27 protein-coding genes and 1 pseudogene are annotated in these 23,953 nt (G+C 56.3%); 11 read left to right on the top strand and 17 right to left on the bottom strand.

Annotation, left to right across the window (positions count from 1 at the left end):
- Positions 1-219 (top strand): annotated as a pseudogene (locus BL107_RS05390) (dehydrogenase); the annotation flags it as partial.
- Here the strand turns inward: BL107_RS05390 and BL107_RS05385 are convergent.
- The 7 genes from BL107_RS05385 to BL107_RS05355 all read right to left on the bottom strand — a co-directional run bounded on the left by BL107_RS05385 (position 216) and on the right by BL107_RS05355 (position 8,542).
- A complete protein-coding gene (locus tag BL107_RS05385) occupies positions 216-1,706 on the bottom strand; it encodes an FAD-binding domain-containing protein (protein ID WP_009789264.1) in 1,491 nt (496 codons plus the stop codon). The pseudogene BL107_RS05390 and the gene BL107_RS05385 overlap by 4 nt on opposite strands.
- 154 nt (positions 1,707-1,860) lie before the next feature.
- Complete coding sequence (locus tag BL107_RS05380; RefSeq protein ID WP_009789263.1) at positions 1,861-3,243, bottom strand: BCD family MFS transporter; 1,383 nt, start codon at positions 3,241-3,243, stop codon at positions 1,861-1,863.
- A gap of 66 nt (positions 3,244-3,309) precedes the next feature.
- Complete coding sequence (locus tag BL107_RS05375; RefSeq protein WP_156779392.1) at positions 3,310-3,702, bottom strand: Crp/Fnr family transcriptional regulator; 393 nt, start codon at positions 3,700-3,702, stop codon at positions 3,310-3,312.
- A gap of 39 nt (positions 3,703-3,741) precedes the next feature.
- Positions 3,742-4,914, bottom strand: coding sequence for a transaldolase (locus BL107_RS05370; protein WP_009789261.1), 1,173 nt, complete (start codon positions 4,912-4,914; stop codon positions 3,742-3,744).
- Between the two features lie 48 nt (positions 4,915-4,962).
- Positions 4,963-6,789: a penicillin-binding protein 2 gene (locus BL107_RS05365; RefSeq protein WP_037988140.1), complete on the bottom strand. Its 1,827-nt coding sequence runs from the start codon at positions 6,787-6,789 to the stop codon at positions 4,963-4,965.
- Positions 6,789-7,226, bottom strand: coding sequence for a hypothetical protein (locus tag BL107_RS05360; RefSeq protein ID WP_006169712.1), 438 nt, complete (start codon positions 7,224-7,226; stop codon positions 6,789-6,791). The genes BL107_RS05365 and BL107_RS05360 overlap by 1 nt, the downstream gene beginning before the upstream one ends.
- A gap of 53 nt (positions 7,227-7,279) precedes the next feature.
- Positions 7,280-8,542 (bottom strand): CPBP family intramembrane glutamic endopeptidase, encoded by a 1,263-nt coding sequence (locus tag BL107_RS05355; protein ID WP_009789258.1) that lies wholly within the window; start codon positions 8,540-8,542, stop codon positions 7,280-7,282.
- Between the two features lie 76 nt (positions 8,543-8,618).
- On the opposite strand from BL107_RS05355, the gene BL107_RS05350 reads away from it, so the two are divergent.
- Both BL107_RS05350 and BL107_RS05345 read left to right on the top strand, forming a co-directional pair.
- Positions 8,619-9,953 carry a histidine phosphatase family protein gene (locus tag BL107_RS05350; RefSeq protein ID WP_037988778.1) on the top strand — a complete coding sequence of 445 codons (1,335 nt, stop codon included), beginning with the start codon at positions 8,619-8,621 and terminating at the stop codon, positions 9,951-9,953.
- Positions 9,954-9,957: 4 nt separating this feature from the next.
- Positions 9,958-11,220 (top strand): dihydroorotase, encoded by a 1,263-nt coding sequence (locus tag BL107_RS05345; RefSeq protein WP_009789256.1) that lies wholly within the window; start codon positions 9,958-9,960, stop codon positions 11,218-11,220.
- On the opposite strand, the gene lepB is transcribed toward BL107_RS05345, so the two are convergent.
- The gene (gene lepB / locus BL107_RS05340; RefSeq protein ID WP_009789255.1) at positions 11,210-11,875 is read right to left on the bottom strand and encodes a signal peptidase I; all 666 of its coding nucleotides are present in this window, start codon (positions 11,873-11,875) and stop codon (positions 11,210-11,212) included. The two genes, BL107_RS05345 and lepB, sit on opposite strands and share 11 nt — an antisense overlap.
- A 78-nt stretch (positions 11,876-11,953) precedes the next feature.
- Here lepB and BL107_RS05335 point away from each other — a divergent pair, with 78 nt between their 5' ends.
- Positions 11,954-13,459, top strand: coding sequence for a hypothetical protein (locus BL107_RS05335; protein WP_009789254.1), 1,506 nt, complete (start codon positions 11,954-11,956; stop codon positions 13,457-13,459).
- Here BL107_RS05335 and BL107_RS05330 read toward each other — a convergent pair.
- From BL107_RS05330 to BL107_RS05315, 5 genes are all read right to left on the bottom strand, one after another.
- Positions 13,422-13,784: an arsenate reductase family protein gene (locus tag BL107_RS05330; protein WP_009789253.1), complete on the bottom strand. Its 363-nt coding sequence runs from the start codon at positions 13,782-13,784 to the stop codon at positions 13,422-13,424. The genes BL107_RS05335 and BL107_RS05330 overlap by 38 nt on opposite strands.
- A 2-nt stretch (positions 13,785-13,786) precedes the next feature.
- Entirely contained in the window at positions 13,787-14,146 is a 360-nt protein-coding gene (locus BL107_RS05325; RefSeq protein WP_009789252.1) for a 2Fe-2S iron-sulfur cluster-binding protein, read from the bottom strand.
- A gap of 70 nt (positions 14,147-14,216) precedes the next feature.
- Positions 14,217-14,726, bottom strand: coding sequence for an inorganic diphosphatase (locus BL107_RS05320; protein WP_009789251.1), 510 nt, complete (start codon positions 14,724-14,726; stop codon positions 14,217-14,219).
- Positions 14,668-14,928, bottom strand: a complete 261-nt coding sequence (locus BL107_RS13065) for a hypothetical protein (protein ID WP_232192770.1) — start codon at positions 14,926-14,928, stop codon at positions 14,668-14,670. Before BL107_RS13065 ends, BL107_RS05320 begins: the two co-directional genes overlap by 59 nt.
- A gap of 75 nt (positions 14,929-15,003) precedes the next feature.
- Positions 15,004-15,411, bottom strand: coding sequence for a hypothetical protein (locus BL107_RS05315; protein WP_009789250.1), 408 nt, complete (start codon positions 15,409-15,411; stop codon positions 15,004-15,006).
- Between the two features lie 206 nt (positions 15,412-15,617).
- Here BL107_RS05315 and BL107_RS05310 point away from each other — a divergent pair, with 206 nt between their 5' ends.
- The 4 genes from BL107_RS05310 to BL107_RS05295 all read left to right on the top strand — a co-directional run bounded on the left by BL107_RS05310 (position 15,618) and on the right by BL107_RS05295 (position 20,308).
- Positions 15,618-17,399: a proline--tRNA ligase gene (locus tag BL107_RS05310; protein WP_009789249.1), complete on the top strand. Its 1,782-nt coding sequence runs from the start codon at positions 15,618-15,620 to the stop codon at positions 17,397-17,399.
- 24 nt (positions 17,400-17,423) lie between these two features.
- The gene (psb27, locus tag BL107_RS05305; protein ID WP_009789248.1) at positions 17,424-17,849 is read left to right on the top strand and encodes a photosystem II protein Psb27; all 426 of its coding nucleotides are present in this window, start codon (positions 17,424-17,426) and stop codon (positions 17,847-17,849) included.
- 85 nt (positions 17,850-17,934) lie between these two features.
- On the top strand, positions 17,935-19,254 hold the full coding sequence (locus BL107_RS05300) for an adenylosuccinate synthase (RefSeq protein ID WP_198002324.1): 1,320 nt from the start codon (positions 17,935-17,937) through the stop codon (positions 19,252-19,254).
- A gap of 40 nt (positions 19,255-19,294) precedes the next feature.
- Positions 19,295-20,308 (top strand): adenosine kinase, encoded by a 1,014-nt coding sequence (locus BL107_RS05295; protein ID WP_009789246.1) that lies wholly within the window; start codon positions 19,295-19,297, stop codon positions 20,306-20,308.
- Here BL107_RS05295 and cutA read toward each other — a convergent pair.
- Both cutA and BL107_RS05285 read right to left on the bottom strand, forming a co-directional pair.
- Positions 20,289-20,621: a divalent-cation tolerance protein CutA gene (cutA, locus tag BL107_RS05290; RefSeq protein WP_009789245.1), complete on the bottom strand. Its 333-nt coding sequence runs from the start codon at positions 20,619-20,621 to the stop codon at positions 20,289-20,291. The two genes, BL107_RS05295 and cutA, sit on opposite strands and share 20 nt — an antisense overlap.
- A complete protein-coding gene (locus tag BL107_RS05285) occupies positions 20,614-21,408 on the bottom strand; it encodes a precorrin-6A/cobalt-precorrin-6A reductase (protein ID WP_006169914.1) in 795 nt (264 codons plus the stop codon). Before BL107_RS05285 ends, cutA begins: the two co-directional genes overlap by 8 nt.
- Positions 21,409-21,437: 29 nt before the next feature.
- Between BL107_RS05285 and BL107_RS05280 the strand changes: the two genes are divergently transcribed.
- Positions 21,438-21,926, top strand: coding sequence for a single-stranded DNA-binding protein (locus BL107_RS05280; RefSeq protein WP_009789244.1), 489 nt, complete (start codon positions 21,438-21,440; stop codon positions 21,924-21,926).
- A 6-nt stretch (positions 21,927-21,932) separates the two neighbouring features.
- On the opposite strand, the gene BL107_RS05275 is transcribed toward BL107_RS05280, so the two are convergent.
- Positions 21,933-22,121, bottom strand: coding sequence for a hypothetical protein (locus BL107_RS05275; RefSeq protein ID WP_009789243.1), 189 nt, complete (start codon positions 22,119-22,121; stop codon positions 21,933-21,935).
- Between the two features lie 72 nt (positions 22,122-22,193).
- Here BL107_RS05275 and BL107_RS05270 point away from each other — a divergent pair, with 72 nt between their 5' ends.
- Positions 22,194-22,736 carry a DUF2854 domain-containing protein gene (locus BL107_RS05270; RefSeq protein ID WP_037988135.1) on the top strand — a complete coding sequence of 181 codons (543 nt, stop codon included), beginning with the start codon at positions 22,194-22,196 and terminating at the stop codon, positions 22,734-22,736.
- 3 nt (positions 22,737-22,739) lie between these two features.
- The gene (argB, locus tag BL107_RS05265; protein WP_009789241.1) at positions 22,740-23,645 is read left to right on the top strand and encodes an acetylglutamate kinase; all 906 of its coding nucleotides are present in this window, start codon (positions 22,740-22,742) and stop codon (positions 23,643-23,645) included.
- 21 nt (positions 23,646-23,666) lie between these two features.
- Here argB and BL107_RS05260 read toward each other — a convergent pair whose 3' ends face one another.
- The gene (locus BL107_RS05260; RefSeq protein ID WP_006169792.1) at positions 23,667-23,846 is read right to left on the bottom strand and encodes a hypothetical protein; all 180 of its coding nucleotides are present in this window, start codon (positions 23,844-23,846) and stop codon (positions 23,667-23,669) included.
- Positions 23,847-23,953: the final 107 nt, after the last annotated feature.

Here is a 23,953-nt window from a genome sequence, read left to right as displayed (position 1 = left end):
CGGGGCTACAGCCAAGCCATGCGTCGCCGCTGGGGAGACTCCATGGCCTGGGGTCGGCGCATCGCCCAAGTGTTTTATCGCTTTCCCGGTGTGGGCTATCAACTCGGCATCAAACGACCCACCGCACCACAGCGCATTGCACAAATCTTGTCGGGTGAGATGGGCTACGGCGACATCGCTCAAAGGGTGATCAAGCGCCTAATGCTGCAACGGAGTTAAAGCTCGAGGCTGAGTTGCTGAAGGGCTGGATCTGCCTGTGAAGCCTTACGGCGACGCCGTGAGCTGCGACGTGTTCCGGTGGGTTTCATACCGGCCTTTCGAGATCCATGTTTCTGCTGAATCGCATCGGCATGGCGATTAAAACCAGCCGAGCGACGGACCGCCCAGATGCGATCTTTCGCCGCCTGCATCGAGGTGGTGACATCCACGATTGGGGCTGGCATCCCTCCACCCAGCTCCCATGGCTCATGGATGTAGATCGCCGGCACCTCGCGCAATTCAGGGCACCAGTGGCGGATGAACCTGCCCTCTGGATCGTGATCGCGTCCCTGTTTGATCGGGTTGTAGATGCGGATCGTATTGATCGAGGTGCTGCCTGATTGCATCTGGCATTGGCTCCAATGGATACCGGGTTCGTAATCCACAAACTGACGTGCCAAATGCAAGCCGCTCTGCCGCCATGGCAGCCAAAGGTTGTAGCTAGCGAACGACATCAACATCGCTCGCATCCGAAAGTTGATCCAGCCGTGGGCGCGCAAGGCCCGCATGCAGGCATCCACAAACGGCACTCCAGTGCGCCCCTCCGCCCAGGCCTGCAGATGATCCTGATTCGAATCCCGGATACCGCGCATCAACGGATGAAAGTCCTGGAATTCAATCGACGGTTCGTCTTCCAGTTTTTGAATGAAATGGCAATGCCAGTGCAGGCGCGACCCGAAGCTGTTCACACCGCGTCCCTGCATCGTTCTGCTCTGCTGAAGTACCTCACGCATCGAGAGGCATCCCCAGGTGAGGTAGGCCGACAGCCGTGAACAGCCGGTGAACGCCTTATTCGGACTAGAGATGGAACTGCAATACCGCTCAACCCGCTGATTTAAAAAATCGCGAAACTCAAGTTCGCCCTGACGTCTTCCACCAAGTTGGCGATGGGGACAAGGGTCTGGAGCCATGGACCCATGGGGAAGATCGGGAATCGCGCCGGGGTCCAGGTCAGCCAATCTCGGCAGTGCAGTTAGAGGCTGGGTGATCGGCTCGGCCATCTGCGTCTCCCAACGCTTGGCCCAACCATTGCGAGATTTCAAGCGCCGCGTCACACCAAATTGCGGGATTTCGGTCCAGGGGATGCCGTGTTGCTTCGCCCAAGCCGCCACGCGTTTGTCGCGTTGATAGGTCCAGTCATTACCCGTTTCTTCATGGCTCCAAAGCGCATCGATCCCGAATTGACGCCTGGCCCGCTCCAACACATCCGCGACATCACCACGACGGACCACCAATGGCTGGCCGAATTCCGCCAGGGCCCGCTGAAGATCGATCAGTGATTCCCGACAAAACAACCACTGGCGGGAAGAGCTATCCGGCTGCTGCCATAACTCAGGCTCTACGACATACAGAGGCAGCACGGGACCACACTTGGAGGCCTCGAAAAGAGGTCGGTGATCCACGGTTCGCAGATCTCTCTTGAACCAAACGATCTGGAGAGCCGACATCCTCCGGAATCAAGGTGACTCAGGTCTAGTGGATGAACCGCACGACCGTGCTCACTCCAGCAACAAATAAGGAACAATTTCTAAAAATTAAAAACACGAATACTGAATAAGATGAGAATTAACAAATAAGCGGCTCCAATCAATTCACAACCTTTTAGGCCAGCCCCCCAAATCGTTGCCGAATATTCTTTCGGAATCCATCCACATCCAACCGATGCATCAACACAGCAGCAACTAAAAAACCAACGATCTGCACACCAAAAACACTGCCAAAAGATCCAAAGACATCATCAGGATTCAATGTTTTAAACAACGTGAGCAAACCACCGCCACTGATGGTGGCCAAGCCACGGGAGTAGGCATATAAAGCACCCCAGATCCCAAGAAGCAAACCAACCTTGCCAGGCTCGACGAAGCTAAACATCAAGGTGAAACTCGCATGAATACAAATGCCAAGCGATAGACCAAACAGCATCACAGCAAGCCGGAAGCCTCCCAAAAACTGCCATGGCGCCGATAACAGCATCAGAACTAAGGCCATCGAAGCCAGAATGCCACCAAGCTGAGCCGTGCGGATATTGCCTATTCTCTCGATCAACAGAAATCCACTCACACCAAGTCCAACAAAAAATCCAATGGCCATCAATGCATTTAGTGCCGTTGTGGCACAAAGACTCATGCCAAACAACGCAGCCCCATAGGACTCAAGCACTGCGTCATTGAGAAACATGCTGAAGGTGAATAAGCACGTAACGGCCACGAATCGTCCGAACTGAGGAATGGTCCGCAAGCGACCAAGCAATTGGAGCAGAGGTACATTCTTTTGCGGATTATTGGCAACATCAGCGTTCAAAGATTGAGCCATGGAGTCGCGCTCAACAAGCCGATGTTCCAGCCCGAGGACCGAGAAAACAACAAGCCCAAACAGCAGCAACGGACCCACCAAAATCAACTGTTCCAGACCGGTCTTCAAAGCATCTGCACTGGCCCCCTCCTCACAGGCTGCTCCAAACAGTCGGGCGACAAAAGCGCTGCCCAGCAAAACCCCCAGCAGCCGCATTCCCCACACCACAGCCAACACGCGAGGGCGCTCACGCTCGCAGGTGAGGTCAACGACCAGAGCTGAAAAGGCTGTTCCCCCTGCAGAAATCGCCATACCAAGGGCGATCGAAATCAGCATCAAGAGCCCCACCCACGGGCCTACAAAAAGCTGGCCTGGAAGGGTGATGGTTCGCGCCAACTGCAGAACCACCCATCCTGACAGTCCAAACAGACCTGAAAAGGCGAGAGCACTGATCACGATGTAAGGCGTCCGCTTCAGGCGCCCTGCAGCGATTCGATCCGACCGGTTTCCAAACCAAATCCTGGTGAAGCCCATCAGCTGCTGAGACCCAATCGCCAAAGCAACAACGGCTGCAGGCAGACCGATCTCTTCAATCAGCAGCCGATTGAACAAACCCAGCATCAACACCCCAAGGATGCCAAGGCTCAGCTGGAACAAACCAAGACGAATGCCAAGACAAATGTCGCGTACCAATGTTTAGAACGAAGGCCACACAACTATTTTGAGCTAATGGTTGCCATTAATTGATTTTGATATCCATTATTTATCAGCCATTTTGATATCCCGCAGGCGTTCATCGATCGATGCCAGCAGCTCGAGGGCAAACATCGGGGTTTCATGGAGGGCAAAAAGAAATTTTTCGCGGGTCATTTCGATCAGGCGGCAATCCATGGTTGCCGTTGCCATACCAAGCCGCTTGTGACCTTCCATGACCAACGCCCCTGCCCCAAAAACATGGCCAACGGGGATGTCTTCATGACCATTCTGGCCAGCTTGTCCAATCCAAGTGATGCGAATCGCCCCTTCAAGAAGACCAAACATGGTTGTTCCCGTTTCACCAGGACGAAACAAAACCTCTCCAGACTTGAGCAAAATCACATCGTCTTCACGCGTAAAAGCACGCATGGTGTCGAGGGCACATAGTGAACTCATGAATGACTCCTCTACTCGAATCGTGAACGCATCAAGTGATTAAACAGTCGATAACGCCAAAGCGGCACCAAAGCCCAAGCGCACATCATCTGGCGTTAAGCGGCCATCATGGTCTTGATCGAGGGCATCAAAAACAGCATCACTGCCCAGCCATTCGTCGCGGGTAATGCAGCCGTCACCGTTGAAATCGTTAAGCAGGAAAATTTCTTGAACAGCATGGCTGAAGGCCGATCCACCCTCGACTTCAGCAAGTCGATGAGCCAGTTGTTGCTCCAGAGTTTCGATCGCCTTACTAAAGCCTTTGATCCCCTCACCAAGCTTGTCGGTGGCCATACGATCCTCAGCCATCAAGGCGTCAAAACGCTCATGATCCAATTCAACTTTTTGTGCACCACCCACCGGATTTGACGCATCTAACTTACGAACTAAGGGCTGATTCGTTTCCCGAAGCTGATCAAGAAGCTTGGGTGAAATGGTTAGAAGGTCGCAACCAGCCAACTCGACGATTTCATCCAAATTGCGGAAACTTGCCCCCATCACTTCCGTCTTATAACCAAAACTCTTGTAGTAGTTGAAGATTTTAGTAACTGAAAGAACACCAGGGTCCTCAGCACCTGGGTAGGAGTCACGACCGGTTTCTGCTTTATACCAATCCAAAATACGCCCCACAAAAGGAGAGATCAGCGTCACACCCGCTTCTGCACAGGCAACAGCCTGTCCGAAGCCAAAGAGGAGGGTGAGATTGCAGTGAATCCCTTCTTTTTCCAAAACTTCAGCGGCCTTAATGCCTTCCCATGTCGATGCAATCTTGATCAAAACTCGGTCGTTACTAATGCCGGCATCGTTGTACAAACGAATGAGTTTTCGTCCTTTTTCAATCGTGGCTTCCGTGTCGTAACTCAAACGGGCATCAACTTCCGTCGACACACGACGAGGAACAATTTTAAGAATCTCCTTCCCGAAAATTACACTGATTTCATCGAGTGCTTCGCGCACCACCTCTTCAACAGGGGCGTTCTCTCCAATCAACTTGCGAGATGAGCGCAACGCCTCATCAATCAAGCTCTGATAAGCCGGAATCTGTGCCGCGGCCAGAATCAGTGAGGGATTGGTGGTTGCATCCCGAGGAGTGAACTTTTTAATCGCCTCAAGATCACCGGTATCCGCTACAACAACGGTCATCTCGGAGAGCTGTTCAAGCAGACTGGCCATGGTGCGGAAGGCTCTGATCTTTTTAACGTAGCTGCGATTTTCAGGCCGTCAGCTCTTCGTGGGCTTGTTCAAATCAACGGGTTTTGATGGAGCGATGCGCTCCACAACCAACAGCGCATCAATGATCTGTTTTGCAACGGGTACAGCCACCGTGGAGCCATAGGCATGGGCTCCTTGGGGTTCATCCACAACAACAAACACCACATAACGCGGATCTTCGATCGGCAATGTGGCCACGAAGCTACAAATCTTGGCTCCAGGCAAATAAATACCGTTCAAGGCTTTCTGAGCCGTGCCCGTCTTCCCACCGATGCGATATCCCGGCGTTTTAACGCCTTTCCCACTGCCTTGATCCACAACCGATTCCATCCACTTCAAAACGGTGCGCGTCACCTCTGGGCGAAGTAGCTGCTGACCGGAAGGAGGTGCTGCAGGAGCAAGGGCAGCACCGGAACGAAAGCCCCGGGTGATGTGGGGGCTCACCAAACGACCCTCATTTGCGAGCATGCCATGCAACTGGACCAGCTTCAGCGGAGTCAGGGAGAAACCCTGACCAAAGGCTGTTGTTGCCGGCTCAATCGGTTGGGTCGTGAACTGCTCCTTGGTTTTCAGCTGACCGGCAACAGCCCCAGGCAGATCCGTATCAGGACGTCGGTCGATGCCCAATCGATGCATCCAGGTCCAATACAAATGATCGTCCAGTTGGCGCATCGCTTGGACCATGCCGACATTGCTCGACACTTGAAGAACCTTGGCGAAATCAATCAAGCCATTGGCTTTCTTGTCGTGGTTGTTAATCGGCCAGCCACCAACGGTGAGTTGACCGATGTCGTGAACGCGGCCGTTGGGTTGAATCGCCTTCTCCTGTAAAGCCAAGGCCAAGTTGATTGGCTTGAAGGTGGAGCCAGGTTCATAGAGATCCTGAACAGACCACTCACGGAAACGTCCGGTCGGGAAACTCCAATACTGATTGGGGTTGTAGGTCGGAGTCGATGCCAACACCAACAGCTCACCGTTGGTGACATCCATCACGATCGCGGCGCCCTTCTTCGCTTTCCATTGAGCCACTTGCGCCGCAAGGGCCTTCACCGCCAATTCCTGCAGCCTGGAATCCAGTGTGAGCTGAAGTCTTAGGTCGTCGCCGTAAAACACTCCTGGAGCAAGGTTGTCGGGCAAAGGCGTGCCGTCGGCTCCGCGCCGAAGGCTCCTGGTCTGTTCATGTCTGACAAGATCGCCATCGCGACTTTGTTCAAGACCCGCCTGTGGGACGCGCTCTGCATTGAGGAAGCCCACAACGTTGGCAAACAGCGACGCTTGGGGATAAATCCGTTGGGGATAGGCCTCAAGATCAAGCCCGCTGATGCCAAGCGCCTGAATGCGTTTTGCTGTTTCAGGGTCGAGCTCCTCGCCCAACTTGATTCCCGAAGAACGTGTCCGAAGGGCTTTCAACAACTCAGACGCTGGAATCGCTAGGTGAGGAGCCAAAAGCTCCACCACATCGGAGGAGGGGCGTACCAGGTTTGGGGGGTCCCCAGGAAGGTTGAAATAACGGGGGTGGGCCCAAAGACGGAAGCGCTTCTCATCGATTGCGACCAAGCGACCGGTGCGATCAACAATCGGTCGACGTTGCCCCAAGGGACGGGTGCGTTGGGTTTGAAGCTGGCGTGCCTGCTCTTCCAACGCCGGAGCTTGCACCAACTGGAGCCAAGCCATCCGGCCGACGAGGCCCAACAAGCCCGTGCAAAGGATCAAAAAAACAATCCACAAGCGGTTCGGTGGGACTGGCGCCAACGCAACAACCCTTGAACGGGTCCGATTCGTGGACGGGCGCGACGGACGACGCGACCGCTGCTCAGGGCGGGAGCGTCTCGTCATTAATACCCCGAGCGTGGCCGCTGGAACATCACCTCACCAATCGAAGCGGCCAACGACGCATGGGCCGATGGCTGGATTGCGGAGATGGGTCGCTCAACATGAACAAGGTTGGCAACTTGCGTCGGGACGAGGCTTGCCGGCTGAGTGGTGCTCCTTAACAGATGCTGTTCCATCACAGCTGTTGATTCAGTCAAGCGATGGGCCTGAATGCGCGTGGACTCAAGACGATTGAAGGCCACGGTCCAACGGTGCTGCCAGTGCAGGGTCAAACCAGCCAACACAGCAGCAGCGCCAACAACCCCCAGCAGGGTGCCGTCCATCACACGATGCACGCCTCCTAACCAGGGCGATCGCCTGGCAATGCGTCCAGACGACAAAGAACCTTGAATGAGCTCTAAGGTCCGGGTCGTTGAGCGCTTTTCCGGAGCGGCTACCACCCTGGGAATAGCGAATACGTAAGTGAACCACCTGCTTCAAGGAGCGGCAAGGCTCAGAGCACAAGCAAATTGAGAAAGGTGATGGCATTCCAAAGGGCATGCATCAACACCGATGGAAGGAGTCGGCCCGTGCTGACGCGCACCAATGCCAAGCCAATGCCGAGCACAGTTAAGGGCGCCAACTCACCGATGCTGATGTGGGCCATGGCAAACAACAGGGCACTCAGCACAACGCCCACCGCGGTGCCCCAGCGCTTCGCCAAAACCGGAAGAAGCGCTCCGCGAAAAATGATCTCTTCAAACAGCGGCGCCAACACGACAGCTGTTAAACCGAGAAGGACCAGAGCCAGTGGATCTTGGCTACCCAAAACGAGCTCCAATAGGGGATTGCTGCCACCGGGGTCGCCAACCAAGCGAACCAACAGCCAACCCGTTGCCACCACCACAGGCGTCACCATCAACCAACCTCCAACGGCTGACGAGATGGCTCCGGGCCATGGCCGCCAGCGCCACTGGAGCCACCCCCCTTTGGGTGCCTGAGCGCGAGGCAGTGCCTTGAGCTGACGCCAAAGGATGAACAAACTTGGCAGGGCCATCACGCTGTAATTAATCACCACCGTGACGGCCTCGCGCCGTGGACTTTCGAGCCCGGCGGTGAAGCTTGCAACCAACGGCAGGGCGACCAACGGAACGCCGACAGCGCTGATCACCACAAAACCACCGGCCACCAACAACACCACATCAATCAGGCTGAGTGCGGGCCCATCCACGGCCGGCCAAGGCTGAAGGCGCCCCCTTAAAGCTCGAACGATTTGAACCAACAACAGCAAACTTCCCAGCAAAACTGTGAGTAGAGGCAATAGGCCACTCACGGCAAGGCGCCAGGCCGCTGCTGACGCCACATCGGCATCAACACAACCATCAACGCTCGAGGGTTGTCGCTCACAAATCAATCGCCGGATGAGCGGATCAGTGAGCCAGCGGTTCTCAACCACAGGAGGCTCCTGATCCGACTGCAGCAATCCCAGCAGTAACTGCTGCCGGTCGTTACGGTCCGCTGGGGAACTGCCCTCCAAGGCTTGAAGCAACGCCTCGCGGGGATCTCCGCCCAACAGCACCGGTTGCAACGACGGTGGCACTGCCGGCTGAGCCAACAACGACAGCTCCTGCTGTTGCAGGGTGAGCGAGGGCGAAACCGATGGTCTCGTCAGACTGTCAACCAACCCTGACAGCCAAATGGCCCCTGCCAGAAGCAGTGACAGAGCCGCCAGAAACAGCTTCCAACGCGGAGAAACCTGGCGTGACGAACTGGACACCTGGTGAGGGCGATGTCCTCTGATTGTCCCTCTGCAACCCTTGCCCCATACGATGGCCGCGCATTGAAGCCAAATGGTGTCCATTCGCCTTCTCCTAGTCCGTCACGGTCTGAGCAGCTTCAACAAAGAGCTCCGGATCCAGGGGCGCGACGACCTCTCCAACCTCACGGACGAAGGCCACGACCAGGCCAGATCGCTGGGACGCTCCCTCAAGGAGGTCAGCATCGATGCGGTGTACAGCTCGCCGCTGAAACGCGCTGCCTCCACCACCGCCTCCCTCCTGGAGGGGCGCGGTGGCGAAACACCAGCCACCAGCTTTGACCAGGGACTTCTTGAAGTTGATCTCGAGCCATGGTCGGGTCAGAGCATCGAGGAGCTCATCGAACGACATCCAAAGGACTACAGCTTGTGGAAACGCCAACCTCTGGAACTCGAATTGCAGCGTCGCGATGGTTCGACTTACAAACCGCTTGTTGAACTACAAGCGCAGGCGCGCCAATTCATCGAGGACCTGATTCAACGTCATCCGGTGGAAAGCGATGCCACGGTTCTTGTGGTGGCCCACAACGCCATCCTGCGCTGTTTGATGCTCACCCTTCTCGGTGAACCAGAGCGGGGATTCCGACGGTTACGGGTCGACAACACCTCCCTCTCGATTTTCAATCTGCGCCAGGGAGTTGGGGGCGAGGACCCTCAAGTGCAAATCGAATGCCTGAACAACACCACCCACCTTCAACCCCTTCCCAAAAAAGGCGATGGTGCCCGTTTGATTTTGGTCCGCCACGGAGAAACGGATTGGAACAAAGCTGGGCGGTTCCAGGGCCAAATCGACATCCCTCTCAATGACAACGGTCGAGGCCAAGCCGCTGCTGCCCGCGACTTTTTGAGCAGTGTGAAGATCAATCGGGCCTGGAGCAGCACCATGTCGCGGCCCACCGAAACCGCAGAAATCATTCTTCAAGCCCATCCCGATGTTTCTCTGAGCCAAACGGAAGGATTGGTGGAAATCGGCCATGGCCTCTGGGAAGGGAAGCTGGAATCGGAAATCCGGGACGGATGGTCGGAGCTTTTGGAGACCTGGAAGCAGCGTCCAGAAACCGTTCAAATGCCTGAGGGCGAAACAATTCAGGACGTCTGGGCCCGATCGGTGAAAAGCTGGGGCGACATCGCTGCCAGCCTGAAATCCGAGGAAACAGCCCTTGTGGTAGCCCACGATGCTGTGAACAAAACAATCCTTTGCGATCTCCTGGGACTAACACCAGCGGACATCTGGGCCATCAAACAGGGCAATGGCGGTGTCACCGTTGTCGACATCCCTCTGGATTCAGGGCAGCCTGCGGTGGTGACCTGCCTCAATCTCACGTCCCACTTCGGCAGCGTGATTGACCGCACAGCAGCAGGCGCCCTTTAACTACATGGACAAGACCCTTCTGCTCGATCCGGTTCGCATCTTGCGAGGCATCGGACAGTCGGTTGAGCAGGGGGCGGTGCTGGTTGAAGAGGGCATCCTTACGGCGTTTGACGGCGACGCCCGTCAGAAGGCCAAGGCCCTAGGGCTAACGCCCACAGAAGCGTCTGAGCAGCTGGTGGCACCATGCTTAGTCGATCCCCATTCCGTTCTGGAAACACCCTTCAGTGGTGATCAGGAAACGATTGAAAGCCTGCGGCGTTGCGCTGCTTCAGCCGGCTATGGGCAGGTGGCTCTGTTGCCCCGCGGCCGAACATGGCGCGACCAACCGGAATGCCTTCAGGGCTTTTCCAAAGACCCCAAAAATGGCGTTCAACTTCATCTTTGGGGAGGATTCAGCCAAGGCGGAACATCCGAACAGTTGGCGCCCCATGGTGACTTGCTCGAACACGGCGCTATCGGATTAGCCGACGACGACGCCCTGATTTCACCCCAGTTACTGGAACAGGGCTTGGTCCTTGGAGAAATGGGCAGTTGTCCGATTCTCGTCGCCCCGCGAGACCCCGCCTTACAGGGCGCTGGCATGGTGCGGGAGGGGGTCGAGACGTTGCGGGCTGGATGGCCACCAGACCCCTTGAGCAGTGAAATGCTCCCCATCAGCCAATTGATGGCGTTGCATCAACGCCATCGCGATCGACAATTGCGCCTGATGAACCTGTCCACCGCTGCAGCAGTGGAGCAGCTCGTGGCCTTCGGAGACCATCCGCCACTAAGCAGCGTCAACTGGTGGCATCTCCTTGCAGATCGCAATGGTCTGGCAGCAGGCAATCCTGGCTGGAGGGTTCGCCCCTCCCTGGGGGGAAGCAAGGACCGAGAACGGCTTATTGATGCAGTGCTCAGTCAAACCATCACGGCGATTTCAGTTCATGCGGTGTCCCTCGATGACGAGGACATGCTGTTACCCCCGGATCAGCGACCTCCAGGGCTATGCGGCCATCACCTTGTTCTACCGGCCCTTTGGGATGCCCTTGTTCGGCAGCGGAACACGCCCGTTGAACGCCTTTGGCAGGCCTTGAGTTTTGGCCCATCAGCCCTGATCGATCAACCACCGGAAGAACTACGCCTTGGCAGTCGACGTTGGCTCCTCTTTGATCCCAACCATCAATGGACCGTCCGCAGGGACGACCCCCATGCTCCCCGGGGGGCCAACATGCCGTACCTAGGGCAAGTGCTGACAGGACGCGTGATCGCCTGCGGACTTAATCGCTGAGGGGGCCAATGCGAGCCGGAGGCCAGAACCGGAACACCGCCCGCCCAATAATTTGATCATCAGGAAGAAAGGGTCCCCCTGGCCAGCGACGGGCGTCCTGACTATTCCGCCGGTTATCGCCAAGAACCACCACGTTGCCCTTCGGGACTGATGCATACAGTCCCTTGCAACCGGGCATTCCACGGTCGGTCATGCAGAAATTAGAGACGTAAGGCTCCTCAAATTTCTTGCCGTTAATCGAGACCTGCCCTTGAGCATTGACCTCGATGACATCACCAGGCACCCCAACAACACGCTTGATCCATGCTTCGCACTCTGGATAACGCTGCACAAGCACCCGATCGACGACCCAGCTCACCCCTGGGAAGGTGACCAATCCACACTTCAAGGGATCCGGGCGGCCGGCATCCAGCTTCCAAACCGGATCAAATGCACTGGGTGAATTGAACACAACGATGTCACCTCGGCGTGGAGACTTCGCTTTGTAAGACAGCTTTTCAACGATCAATTTGTCGCCGACCTGCAAGCCTGGAAGCATCGACCCCGATGGGATGTAACGCGCTTCAAAGGCAAACTGCCGAATCAGGAGATAGATGGAAACAGTGAATAGAAAGGGGGCCCAGAACTCCCAAATGGCACTGACTTTGCTTGACACACCCGAAGGTCCTTTCTCCGCGTTCAATGTGGGCAAGCTCGTTCTTTGCGCCCACGATAGGAGCAGCGTGTATCCGTCATGATCCGTCCCCGCTGGCAAGGACTGAAGCCGCAGCAAAACGCTGGCGCCTGGCGTCGGTGGGACCGGATGGTGGCGATCATCGCCACCTTGAATTTGGCTTGGGTGCTCGTGGATCTGAGCTATATCCCGCTCCGAAATTTTTGGTTGCAGCGCAACTTGTATCCGGTTTCATCCCTTCCACTCGTGGTTCCCCTGCCCTGGCTCCCCGACATCACTCCCGTCCTGGATCCACTGAAAGGGATTGAGCCTCACCGCGAAACCCAGGCCTATCTCGATGGGTTCAAACGCCTCGACCAAGCACTCCAAACCGATAGCAGCCTGGGGTTAACCAGCATCACGCTGCTGAAGCAACAACAAAAGCTGACGGAAAACCTCATCAGTTCTCAACGGTTGTTGAGTTCCAGTAATGCGGCAGCCCTCGACCAACTGAAAAACCGCCTGAGAGCTCGGACCGGCTTGAACTCAGCGCAACAATCGGCCGACTTGCTGCTCAGTCAAGGGCACATCAATCAGAACGGGTGGAATCGCGAACGGCAATTTTGGAACCAACAAATCCTTCCCCTGGTTGAAATCAACTACTGGCGAAGCATTGACGAAAATGGTCGACCGACGGACTTGAGTTGGCGTGTTGACGCACCGTTTCAGCTGCTTTTTCTGCTGGACATCGCTCTTCGCTGTCTTCGACTGAAATCGCGATACCCAGCGATTCGCTGGCGGGATGCGGTTCTACGACGATGGATCGACCTCCCACTGTTGCTTCCCTTCGCCCGTTGGATGCGCCTTGTTCCTGTCACAGAGCGACTGTCCAGAGCTGGTCTCATCCAACTGGAACCGCTGCGTGCAGTCATTAGCCGCGGCGTTGTGGCTCTCTTGGCCGTCGAGCTCTTCGAGGTGATCACCATTCGCGTGGTGGATACCTTTCAACAGCTCATCCGATCCCCTCAACTACCGGAGCGGGTGCGCGGCCTCTGCAGCCATCAAACCAGCGATGCAAACGAGGACCAGGAACTACTCGAGCTCCTCAGACTTTGGCTTCCGCTGTTGTTAACCAAAGTTGGGCCCGCTTTACGACCCCAACTTGTGGCTTTGATCGGCCATTTGCTCCAGCAAAGCTTGAGTCGGAGCGTGATGCCTGAACCGCTCCGTCGTGTGGCAGCACTTCAATCCGCCGAGGCTGAATTCAGCCGACAACTTGCAACAGGGATGGTGGATTCCGTATTGGATGTGTCTCGAGGAGCTGGCAACCGAATTGGTCAACGGGATCAGGTGCTGGAAACACTCGGAACTGATGCCCTCGACCGTCTCTGGGAAGAACTGGCCGTGATCTTGGAACAAGGACCCGTCTTAGAACGCAGCCAAGACCTTCTCACCTCCTTTTTGGAGGACCTCAAGCGATCTGGATTCCGCCAATTCAGGGATCAAGATGATGTTGATGCTCTGATTCGTGAATTGGATGGGCTGAATTTCAGTCCTGCAGACCAGACGCCCAAACCTCCGGTTTGAAGCCAACCAGAAAAGATCCATCGGACCGCTTCACAAACGGTCGTTTGATCAACTTTCCGTCTTTCGCTAAGGCAGCGAGGGCTTCAGAGTCCGACATGGCTTTCACCACAGAGGATCCAAGGGTGCGGTAGCTCTGACCACTGGTATTGAACAACAACTTCCTGTCGCCCAAAAAGGCGTGGGCAGCATCAAGATCCTTTCGAGAAGGAGGAGTTTCCACGATGTCGTGCACATCGTGGGCGATTCCTTGATCCACAAGCCAAGCCAACGCTTTTCGGCAGGTACTGCAGCGGTTGTAGCTGTAAACCTGAAGCGATTCAGCCAAGATCAGCGGCCAAACAACGACTTGATGGCACCAACAAGGCTGTTCGAGCCGCGACCGACTCCCTCTTCAGGCTTGGTGCGCACCGTGATGTCACCAAACACGGTTGTACGGCAGCTGAGGCGGAAATTGGCGGGGCGATCGGCGAGGTAAACCTCTTCCACGTCGCTGCGGGGAGACAGGTTTTCTTGACCCTCCACCACTTCCATGACACAGGTGCCGCATTGGCCAACACCACTGCAATTGTTGAGGTTATTGAGGCTCTTGTAGGGATTAATTCCGGCGTCCAAGGACGCCCTGCGGAGATTTGCACCCTCAATGCACCCAACCTGTTCTCCTTCCTGCTCAAATCGGATGGTGGGCACGGGTTCTGCTGGATCTCTAGTGCGCACCAACTTACAAGCATCTGGCCTTCCAGAGGGGACCAATCTCAGATCAATTCGCGGCCTCAATGCAGGAGTCCAGTAATGGCTGCACGGCATGGACGTCCCGCCAACCGCTAATCGTCACGACTCGTCCGTCCAAATTGCGGTAAGTGCGGAAAAATTCAGCGACGTCTTCAAGCCGTGATGCGCCGATCTGGCGAATGCTGCTGATGGAGGCTTGTCGCGGGTCGGCATCTGGCACACACAGGATTTTGCCGTCATAGACACCGTGATCTTTCATATCAAGAAGCCCAATGGGGCGGGCCCGAATCAAACATCCCGCAAAAGTTGGCTCCGCCATGATCACCATGGCGTCGAGGGGAGAGCCGTCTTCGGCCAACGTATTTGGGATAAATCCATAGTCGAATGGATATCGCACTGATGCGTGCAAGACCCGATCAAGAACCATCACTCCCGATTTGGCGCAATATTCATACTTGTTGCGACTTCCCGCGGGAATTTCAACGAGAAGGTTGATCAACCCTGGTGAGGGAGACGGGGGCAGATGGCGGAGATTCATGACGATCCAAGGAGGTGGGGATCAGTCGAGATGGCGAAATCGAACGATCTGTGATGACAGCAGCCAGTGGTGCTCCGAGGCTGAAGCAAGCGATCAACACCCCTGTTATCACAGTAATTTGTGCCCTCGGACTGAACGGTTCATCAGAGTCAGCGGCAGAGATGCCGTCGTCACCGGGTGGGAATGATGGGTCTGAAGCCATGGAATCGGACGCTGCAGAGCAGCATCCACAACTCGTCGTTAAAAGATGCCAACCAGTCTGTCACCGATTGCGTCGTTACGCCGCAGGGCGGTCTTGACGATCGCGACGCGCTGCAAGATCAGACGGTGCTTCCTCTCCGGAACCTTCAAGATGAGCACGAATTCCTCTGAGCTCCTCGAGGATGGCTCCGAGCATTTGCTGCGTTGCTGTTGAGGGGGAGTTCAAGACCTCAACAGTGACCTCCTTGATCCGGAGCACATCCTTGGCAAAGCGAGCAACCTCGTTGGGGTGGAAATAAAGAGGATCTTTTTGATCGCTTCGATACTCGGGATTGAGCTTGCGCGGATTAAAAGGAGGGTTGAGATTTCGGGGGTCAGTGTTGGTGTAGCGATACACCGAAGCCCGGGAACGATTTAAAGATTTTTGGACATCGTCAATGCCAACAAGAGCGTCAGATTGCGCTGGAACGATGGGAGTTTCCATCGAGATATCAACTGATTGTTGAATTTGTGAGGCCACACTTTCAACAGATCGAGGGAACATTGAACTTCGCGCTCTACGGCTTGATGGTCCGGACGGTAGCAGTTGAGACTCAGGTCGTACAGGGGTATTCAAGGGAAACAGACACTTCCGCCAGCGGCACCAGATCAAGCCGGTGATAGCTTCCAAAACTCCTTGAGCTCTTTTCCATGCGCGTCTCCCGCCTGTTGCTGGTGACGCTCAGGGATGTGCCAGCAGAAGCAGAGATTGCCTCGCACCAATTGCTCTTGCGTGGGGGCTACATCCGCAGGGTTGGTTCAGGTATCTACGGATACCTTCCATTGATGTGGAAAGTGATCCAGCGGATCACGGCCATCGTTCGAGACGAACTCAACAAAGCCGGAGCCCAAGAGACCCTTCTTCCTCAGCTTCATCCCGCAGAACTTTGGCAACGCAGTGGCCGATGGCAGGGCTACACCGCCGGGGAGGGAATCATGTTCCACCTTGAGGACCGACAAGGGCGAGAACTGGGGTTAGGACCCACCCACGAAGAAGTCGTGACCAGTCTCGCTGGGGACCTGTTGCAGTCCTACAAACAGCTGCCGGTCAACCTCTACCAGGTCCAAACCAAATTTCGGGATGAAATTCGCCCCCGTTTTGGGCTCATGCGTGGGCGCGAATTCATCATGAAAGACGCCTATTCGTTTCATGCCAGCGAGGCCGATCTCCGGAACACCTATCTGGACATGGATCAGGCCTATCGACGCATTTTTGAGCGCTGCGGCTTGGCAGCAGTACCCGTGGATGCCGACAGCGGCGCGATCGGTGGTGCAGCCTCTCAAGAGTTCATGGTCACCGCCGATGCAGGCGAAGACCTGATCTTGTTGAGTGACGACGGCACCTATGCCGCGAACCAAGAAAAGGCCATCTCGGTTCCTTCCAAGGCGATGGATCTCGATGGGGCTGCGATGGAGCTCATCAGCACACCAAACGAAACCAGCATCGACGTGCTTTGCCAGTCCCATGGCTGGCATCCCAGCCAACTCATCAAGGTTTTACTGTTCATAGCCCGCTTAGACGACGGCGTTGAACAGCCCCTTCTGATCAGCTTGCGGGGGGATCAAGACCTCAACGAGGTGAAATTGATTAATGCCGTGGGGCGCTTAACGGGGCAAGACATCCTCGACTGCCGTCCGATCCAAGCTGAAGACCTGGACAAACAAGGCATTGACACCATCCCACTCGGCTTTATCGGACCGGACTTGAACGACGCTGTATTGCGCTCAGCACGGAGCTGGACGAAACAATTTCTGCGTTGCACCGATGGCACAGCCGCAGCAATGGATCGCATGATCTGTGGGGCAAATCAAACCGATCAGCACCGCATCTCCGTCACCTGGGACGATCTCGGTGGCACGCCCAAAAGCCTCGACCTACGCAAGGCGCGCGCCGGTGAAGCCTGTGTTCATAACCCTGAGGCTCACCTGATCGAGAAGCGGGGTATCGAAGTGGGACACATTTTTCAACTGGGTCGGAAGTATTCCGAGGCCATGGATAGCCGCTTCACCAACGAAGCCGGTAAGACCGAACACTTTTGGATGGGCTGCTACGGCATTGGAATTTCACGGCTAGCCCAAGCAGCCGTTGAACAACACCACGACGACGCAGGTATCTGTTGGCCTCCGGCCATTGCCCCCTACGAAGCGATCGTTGTGGTGGCCAATATGCAGGACCAAACCCAGGCCGAACTGGGCGAGTCGCTCTATGAGCAACTGCTTGCAGCTGGGGTGGATGCACTGTTCGATGACCGCAAGGAACGGGCCGGTGTGAAGTTCAAAGACGCCGATCTCATCGGTATTCCCTGGCGCGTTGTTGTGGGTCGTGATGCAGGCGACGGGGTCGTTGAATTGGTCGAGCGCGCCAACCGTGGGGTGCAGAAGCTGCCCCATGCAGATGCTCTGAATGAACTGCTGAGCACACTGCGCCCTTAAAGTTCGACAACTCTCAACGGTGTCATGCTCTCAGCACTGGCTCGCCTGTTCAAACCCCTCACGAAGGCAGCTGTCGCCCTTGGATTGGGTCTGTGTTTGCTGCTGACCGCTTGTAGTGGCGACCCAGATGCTCGGCTGACAGGCAACTACGCCGATGACACGATCTCGGTCGCCCAAACAATTCTCGAAGTGATCGATATCCCCCAGGACGATCCAAGCCATGCACAAGCGGAAAACGACGCACGGTCACTGATCACCGACTACGTGTCGCGTTATCGCCCCCAGCCACGCGTGAACGGTCTGAGCTCCTTCACAACGATGCAAACGGCGCTTAATTCCCTTGCAGGCCATTACGCCAATTATGCGAATCGCCCCCTCCCAGAGGCTTTGCATGATCGTCTAGCCAAGGAATTAACCAAGGCTCAAAAGGCAGTTGTTCGGGGAACTTGATCCCACAAAAAACAACAACTTTTGACGTAGGGACACTGGATCTGAAATACTCGCGGATTGTGCAGATCTGCGGCTTCGGGCCGCCGTGTCCTTGGCCAATGTTGTCGTCATCGGCGCTCAATGGGGTGACGAAGGAAAAGGAAAGATCACCGATCTCCTGAGCCGCTCCGCCGATGTGGTGGTGCGATATCAGGGGGGTGTGAATGCTGGGCACACGATCGTCGTTGACGGGCGTGTGCTCAAACTTCATCTCATCCCCTCCGGAATCCTTTACCCAGACACCATCTGTCTGATCGGACCGGGAACGGTGGTGGATCCCAAGGTGATGCTTGGCGAGCTGGACATGCTGCTCGCGAATGACATCGATATTTCAGGGCTTCAGCTGGCGTCGTCTGCCCACGTGACCATGCCGTACCACCGCCTTCTTGATCTGGCGATGGAAAAACAGCGTGGTGATCGCCGGATCGGCACCACGGGCCGAGGCATTGGCCCCACCTACGCCGACAAATCACAGCGCAGTGGAATCCGAGTGATCGATCTGCTCGATGAGCAGCGACTCCGCAACCGACTGGAAGGCCCACTCAAGGAAAAAAATGAGCTGCTAGCGAAGATTTACGGCATCGAACCTCTCGATGGAGAAGCCGTCATCCAGGAGTACTTGGGATACGGCGAACGGCTCTCTAAGCACGTTGTGGATTGCACGCGCGCGATCCACAGCGCAGCAAAAGCTCGTAAAAACATTCTGTTTGAAGGTGCCCAAGGCACGCTGTTGGACCTCGACCACGGCACATACCCGTACGTCACATCCTCCAATCCAGTTTCCGGTGGAGCCTGCATTGGTGCAGGCGTCGGTCCCACCCTTATCGACCGTGTCATTGGTGTTGCCAAGGCCTACACGACGCGGGTGGGGGAAGGACCATTCCCGACTGAGCTCAGCGGCAGCCTCAATGACCAGCTCACTGAACGTGGGGGTGAATTCGGTACCACCACCGGCCGCCGCCGCCGCTGCGGTTGGTTCGATGGGGTTATTGGCCGCTATGCCGTTCAAGTGAACGGTCTGGACTGTTTGGCGATCACCAAGCTCGATGTGCTCGACGAAATGGATGAGATCCAGGTGTGCGTGGCCTACGAACTCGACGGTGAACGAATCGAGTATTTCCCGAGCAGCTCCGATGATTTCGCCCGCTGCAAACCCATTTTTGAAACGATGAAGGGGTGGCAGTGTTCCACGGAAGAATGCCGAAAGCTTGAGGATCTACCGAAGGCAGCAATGGACTACCTGCGCTTTTTGGCTGATCTCATGGAGGTGCCGATCGCCATCGTCTCCCTTGGTGCGAGCCGAGATCAAACGATTGTGGTGGAAGATCCGATCCATGGTCCGAAGCGAGCCCTCCTAAGCGCTTAACGGTCGACCGCCATACTTCGGGGCGACAAGCGCTCTGGTCATGGCCTCCGACGTCCGATTTCCAAAAACTTGCAGTCTTGATGTCGTCGGCATCGGCAATGCCATCGTTGATGTGCTCGTTCAAACCGAGGACGCCTTTCTGACGCAGCACAGCCTGCAAAAAGGCGGCATGGCGCTCATCGACGAAAAACAGGCAGAAGCCCTGTACACAGCCAGTGGTCCTGGACTGGAGACCTCCGGTGGCTCGGTCGCCAACACGATGGTGGGAATCGCCCAACTGGGGGGGCGAGCAGGCTTCATCGGACGGGTTAAAAACGATCAACTGGGGGGCATTTTTAGCCACGACATTCGGGCCGTCGGCGCTCGTTTTGACACCCCAGCCGCCACCACTGGTGCCACAACGGCCCGTTGCCTCATCTATGTCACCCCTGATGCAGAGCGGACGATGTGCACCTTCCTTGGGGCCTCAACGCAGCTCGAACCAGACGATCTCGATCTCTCGATGGTGAGCGATACCAAAGTCCTCTACCTCGAGGGATATCTCTGGGATAGTCCCGCAGCGAAGCGCGCCTTTATCGCAGCCGCTGAGGCATGCCGTGCTGCTAATGGACAGGTCGCCTTGTCCCTCTCCGATGGCTTTTGCGTCGATCGTCACCGAGACAGCTTCCTCGACCTCGTGAATGGTCATGTCGATGTGCTGTTTGCCAACGAAGTTGAAATCAAGTCGCTGTACCAAACCGACGACTTCGATACGGCCCTAGAGAGCGTTCGCGGCAGTTGCAGCGTGATCGCGATCACCCGCGGCAGTCAAGGTTCTGTCGTCATGAGCGGTGACCAACGCTGGAACATTGGAATTGTGGGTCTCGGAGACCTCATCGACACCACCGGTGCCGGAGACCTCTATGCGGGCGGATTCCTGCACGGCTACACCAAAGGGGAGTCGCTCGAGCGCTGCGGCAAGCTCGGCGCCATTTGTGCAGGGCAGATCGTGACGCAATTGGGAGCGCGTCCTCAGGTGTCGCTTCAAGACCTGGTCAGTACCCATCTGAGCTGAGAACCCCCATCGCCCAGCGTCCATAGGCCGGCGAAGGCGTCGCTGGCCAACACAACCATTCGGGGGTGTCGTAGCTGTGTAACTCTCCAAGCACCTGCTGAAGCCTCTCCAGGCGATCAGCCGTTGTTTTCATCAGAAGTTGCACCTCACCATCCATCTGGATCTCCCCCTCCCAGTAATAAAGAGCTTCCGTGGATTGCAAGCTCACACAGGCCACAAGCCGTCGTTCGAGAAGCGAACGGGCTAACGCTTTGGCTCGAATTGCATCACCCTCCGTTGTGAGCACCAACATCAAAGAATTCGACTCAGCCATGGTCGATCCGTTTCAAAAAGGCGGCTTCCCCAACAACGGTGTCCACACCCGATGGTGAAGGTGGTCGTCTGAGGAGCAACAAGGTCAAACTCTGCTCTTCCGCAATCCGACGCCACAGGCGTTCTGTCATGCCACCGGACTGACGACAGACCACTGCCGTAATCCCCCAACGGCGGCACAACGCCCGCTCAAGCTGTCCAGGTGTTGCCCCTTCCAACGGTCGCACCACCGCCAAGTGATCAGGGGGCAAGCCAGCAGCCAAAGCCGAACGCAAACCCAACCGTGTGGGCATGGCACGGGCAAAAAGATCGCCTCCTGCCAAGCGAGCTGAGTCCGCGATCGCAGCGAGATGACGTCCACCAACGGCTAACAACAGTCGCTGGCCTGAGAGTGCCATGGTTGATAGATCTGCACCATTTTCAAGCAGATGGGTCGCAGCATGACCCTCCTCCCACGGGCGCTCAAACCGCAACAGCGGTTGCTGCGCGGCGAAGCACACCTCAGCCAAGTCGTGGCTGATTTTGGTTGCAAACGGGTGGGTGGCATCCACCACCCAGCGGAGCGTTGCTTGACGCTTCAGTTCTTCAGCGATCCCCTCCACACCCCCGAGGGCACCAATGGCCATGCTTTCTACCGCCAGCCCCCTATAAGCCTCCGCTGCTGCTGGGGTTACAACACTCACCCGCACCCGACAATGGCGCTGAAGCAGGGCACGGGTAAGGCGTGGACCATCGCCGGTTCCGGCCAGCAACCAGACACGAGGCTGGTCAAGAGGGGGGTCGTGCATCAGGATGTGCGCCGAAGAAAGAAGCAGCCATGAACCATTGCGTGCTCGAGGTCGAGGTGATCGACGCACCGACGGTTCGATACACCCAAGACAATCAGACCCCCATTGCCGAGATGTCGGTTCGGTTCGATCCCCTGCGCGATGGAGATCCTCCGAGCGAGTTGAAGGTGGTGGGCTGGGGCAACCTGGCTCAGGAGTTGCAAAATCGCGTTCAGGTGGGCCAACGGCTTTTGATTGAAGGGCGTCTGCGCATGAACACCGTTCCGCGCGGCGATGGCATGAAGGAAAAACGTGCCGAGTTCACTCTGGCCCGCCTCCATCCGGTCGGTACGTCCCCCACCTCTTCATCAACAGCCCATTCGTCGCCACAAGGTTCGCCGACGCCAAGTGGCTCCGCCAGACCTGAGCGTCCGACCCCCAAAGCTGCGCCCGCTGCCACTCCACAACGAAGCGAACCTGAACCAACGAGCTGGAATGCAGCTCCGCTCGTTCCCGACACGGACGACATTCCGTTTTAAGGCCCTTCAGGGACTGGTGTCCTCGTGAAGTTCCGTGGCTCGAATAATCATTTGTCCCAACTCCCTTTCAAGGGCGGCCAAATCAAGGCGAAGCTCAGGCCAACGGCCACCATCAATCTGTTGCAGCAACCAACTGCGATCTCCATCCAATTCCTGAAGGAGTTCCTGTATCTCAGATGACGGGGACTGGGACACAGATGCGGAGTTTTGAATGAATACCCATCCTGGTCGCCAGCCAGTCACAATGGCGACCACGCAGTGGCATCCATGAAGGATTACTTCTCCCCAGGCAGCTTGATTACGGTCGCCGGTGGTGCGCTCACAGTGGTTGGTGCCATCGCTTACACCACTGGCAGCGCCAATCTCAGCCTGCCGACGATTTTCTATGGCATCCCAATTTTGCTGGGGGGATTGGCACTGAAATCCTCAGAATTACCTCCAGCCATGAGGATCACCCCTGTGGAAGCCCTCCGCAGTGAGCGGGAGGCAGCCGATCCAGAGCTTGGAAAGTTAGTCAATGACGTCACACGGTGGCGCTACGGGCAAAAAGCACATCTCGAATCCTCCCTGGAGGCCCTCAAGCTTTGGGACGACGACAATCCCCCTCAACTTGAGGAGATTGAAGAACTCAACACCCAAGACGGGTATGGCCTTCGCATGCGCTTTCAATTGGGAGCAGTTTCCCTTGACCGCTGGACCGAACGCGAGGCGCGATTGGGCCGTTTTTTCGCGAAAGGTCTGCGGGCTGAAATCAAAGATCTCGGTGGCGACCAATTAGATCTTTTGTTGTTGCCTGCTCAGGCCACCTAGTTGATGAATGATTTAAGCCATACCGCAAATGACGCCCTACGCGTCTCTGTGCTGAGTGAGGCATTGCCCTACATCCAGCGCTTCGCAGGACGTCGGATTGTGATCAAGTACGGCGGTGCTGCCATGGCCCACGCCGAGCTTCAGGCTGCTGTTTTTCGCGACATCGCTCTTCTCGCTTGTGTCGGCGTTCAACCAGTCGTGGTGCATGGTGGTGGACCGGAAATTAATCAGTGGCTTAAACGTCTTGAAATCCCGGCGGAATTCCGTGATGGCTTACGCGTCACGGATGCCGACACCATGGATGTGGTGGAGATGGTGTTGGTGGGTCGCGTAAACAAGCAAATCGTGAATGGGTTAAATCAACTGGGCGCGCGCGCCGTGGGGCTCAGCGGGTGCGATGGCGGTCTAGTGGAAGCCCGCCCATGGGGTGATGGCAGCCATGGGCTTGTGGGGGATGTCGCCCGCATCAACCCAGATGTGCTGGAGCCATTGCTCAACGAGGGGTATGTACCCGTCATTTCAAGCGTGGCAGCGACTCCGAGCGACGGCCGAGCCCACAACATCAATGCCGACACCGTGGCTGGGGAGCTAGCCGCGTCGCTACAAGCAGAAAAACTGATCCTTCTCACCGACACGCCTGGGATATTGCGGGATCGAGATGATCCTGAATCGTTAATTCGCAAACTCCGCTTGTCGGAAGCGCGGCAGCTCATCGAAGACGAGGTGGTTGCTGGGGGAATGACACCAAAGACTGAGTGTTGCATTCGGGCCTTAGCCCAAGGGGTGGCAGCCGCCCACATCGTGGATGGACGTGTCCCTCACGCCCTATTACTGGAAGTGTTTACCGATGCAGGCATCGGAACCATGGTGGTTGGACGTGAAAATCATCCCAACAAGACAGTTGATTAAACGGTCTTGAGCGAACAACAACTAAGCATCAGCGTCGCTGTTTTGCTTTTGCTTTTGTTCGATGGGCTCTGAACTGAGCGTGCTGCTTTCGCCGCTACGTGCACAGCCACCGGCCACGGCCATGTTTGAAAACGCGGCAAGCACCATCAAAGCAATCACAACAGTTCCGCCAAAAAAAGCGATGTTCGGATGACGCTTCATCGTGTTGAACCGATTTGTCTCGAGACACTATCGAGATCAGACCTTGCACTGTGAAGACATCACTGGCCTCAGAAGGCCAAAAATTGCAGATGCTTGAGAGGTGATCG

The organism is Synechococcus sp. BL107 (assembly GCF_000153805.1).
GTDB lineage: Bacteria > Cyanobacteriota > Cyanobacteriia > PCC-6307 > Cyanobiaceae > Parasynechococcus.
Note: the sequence above shows the minus strand (reverse complement) of the source record. Positions and strands in the feature narration are given on the sequence as shown.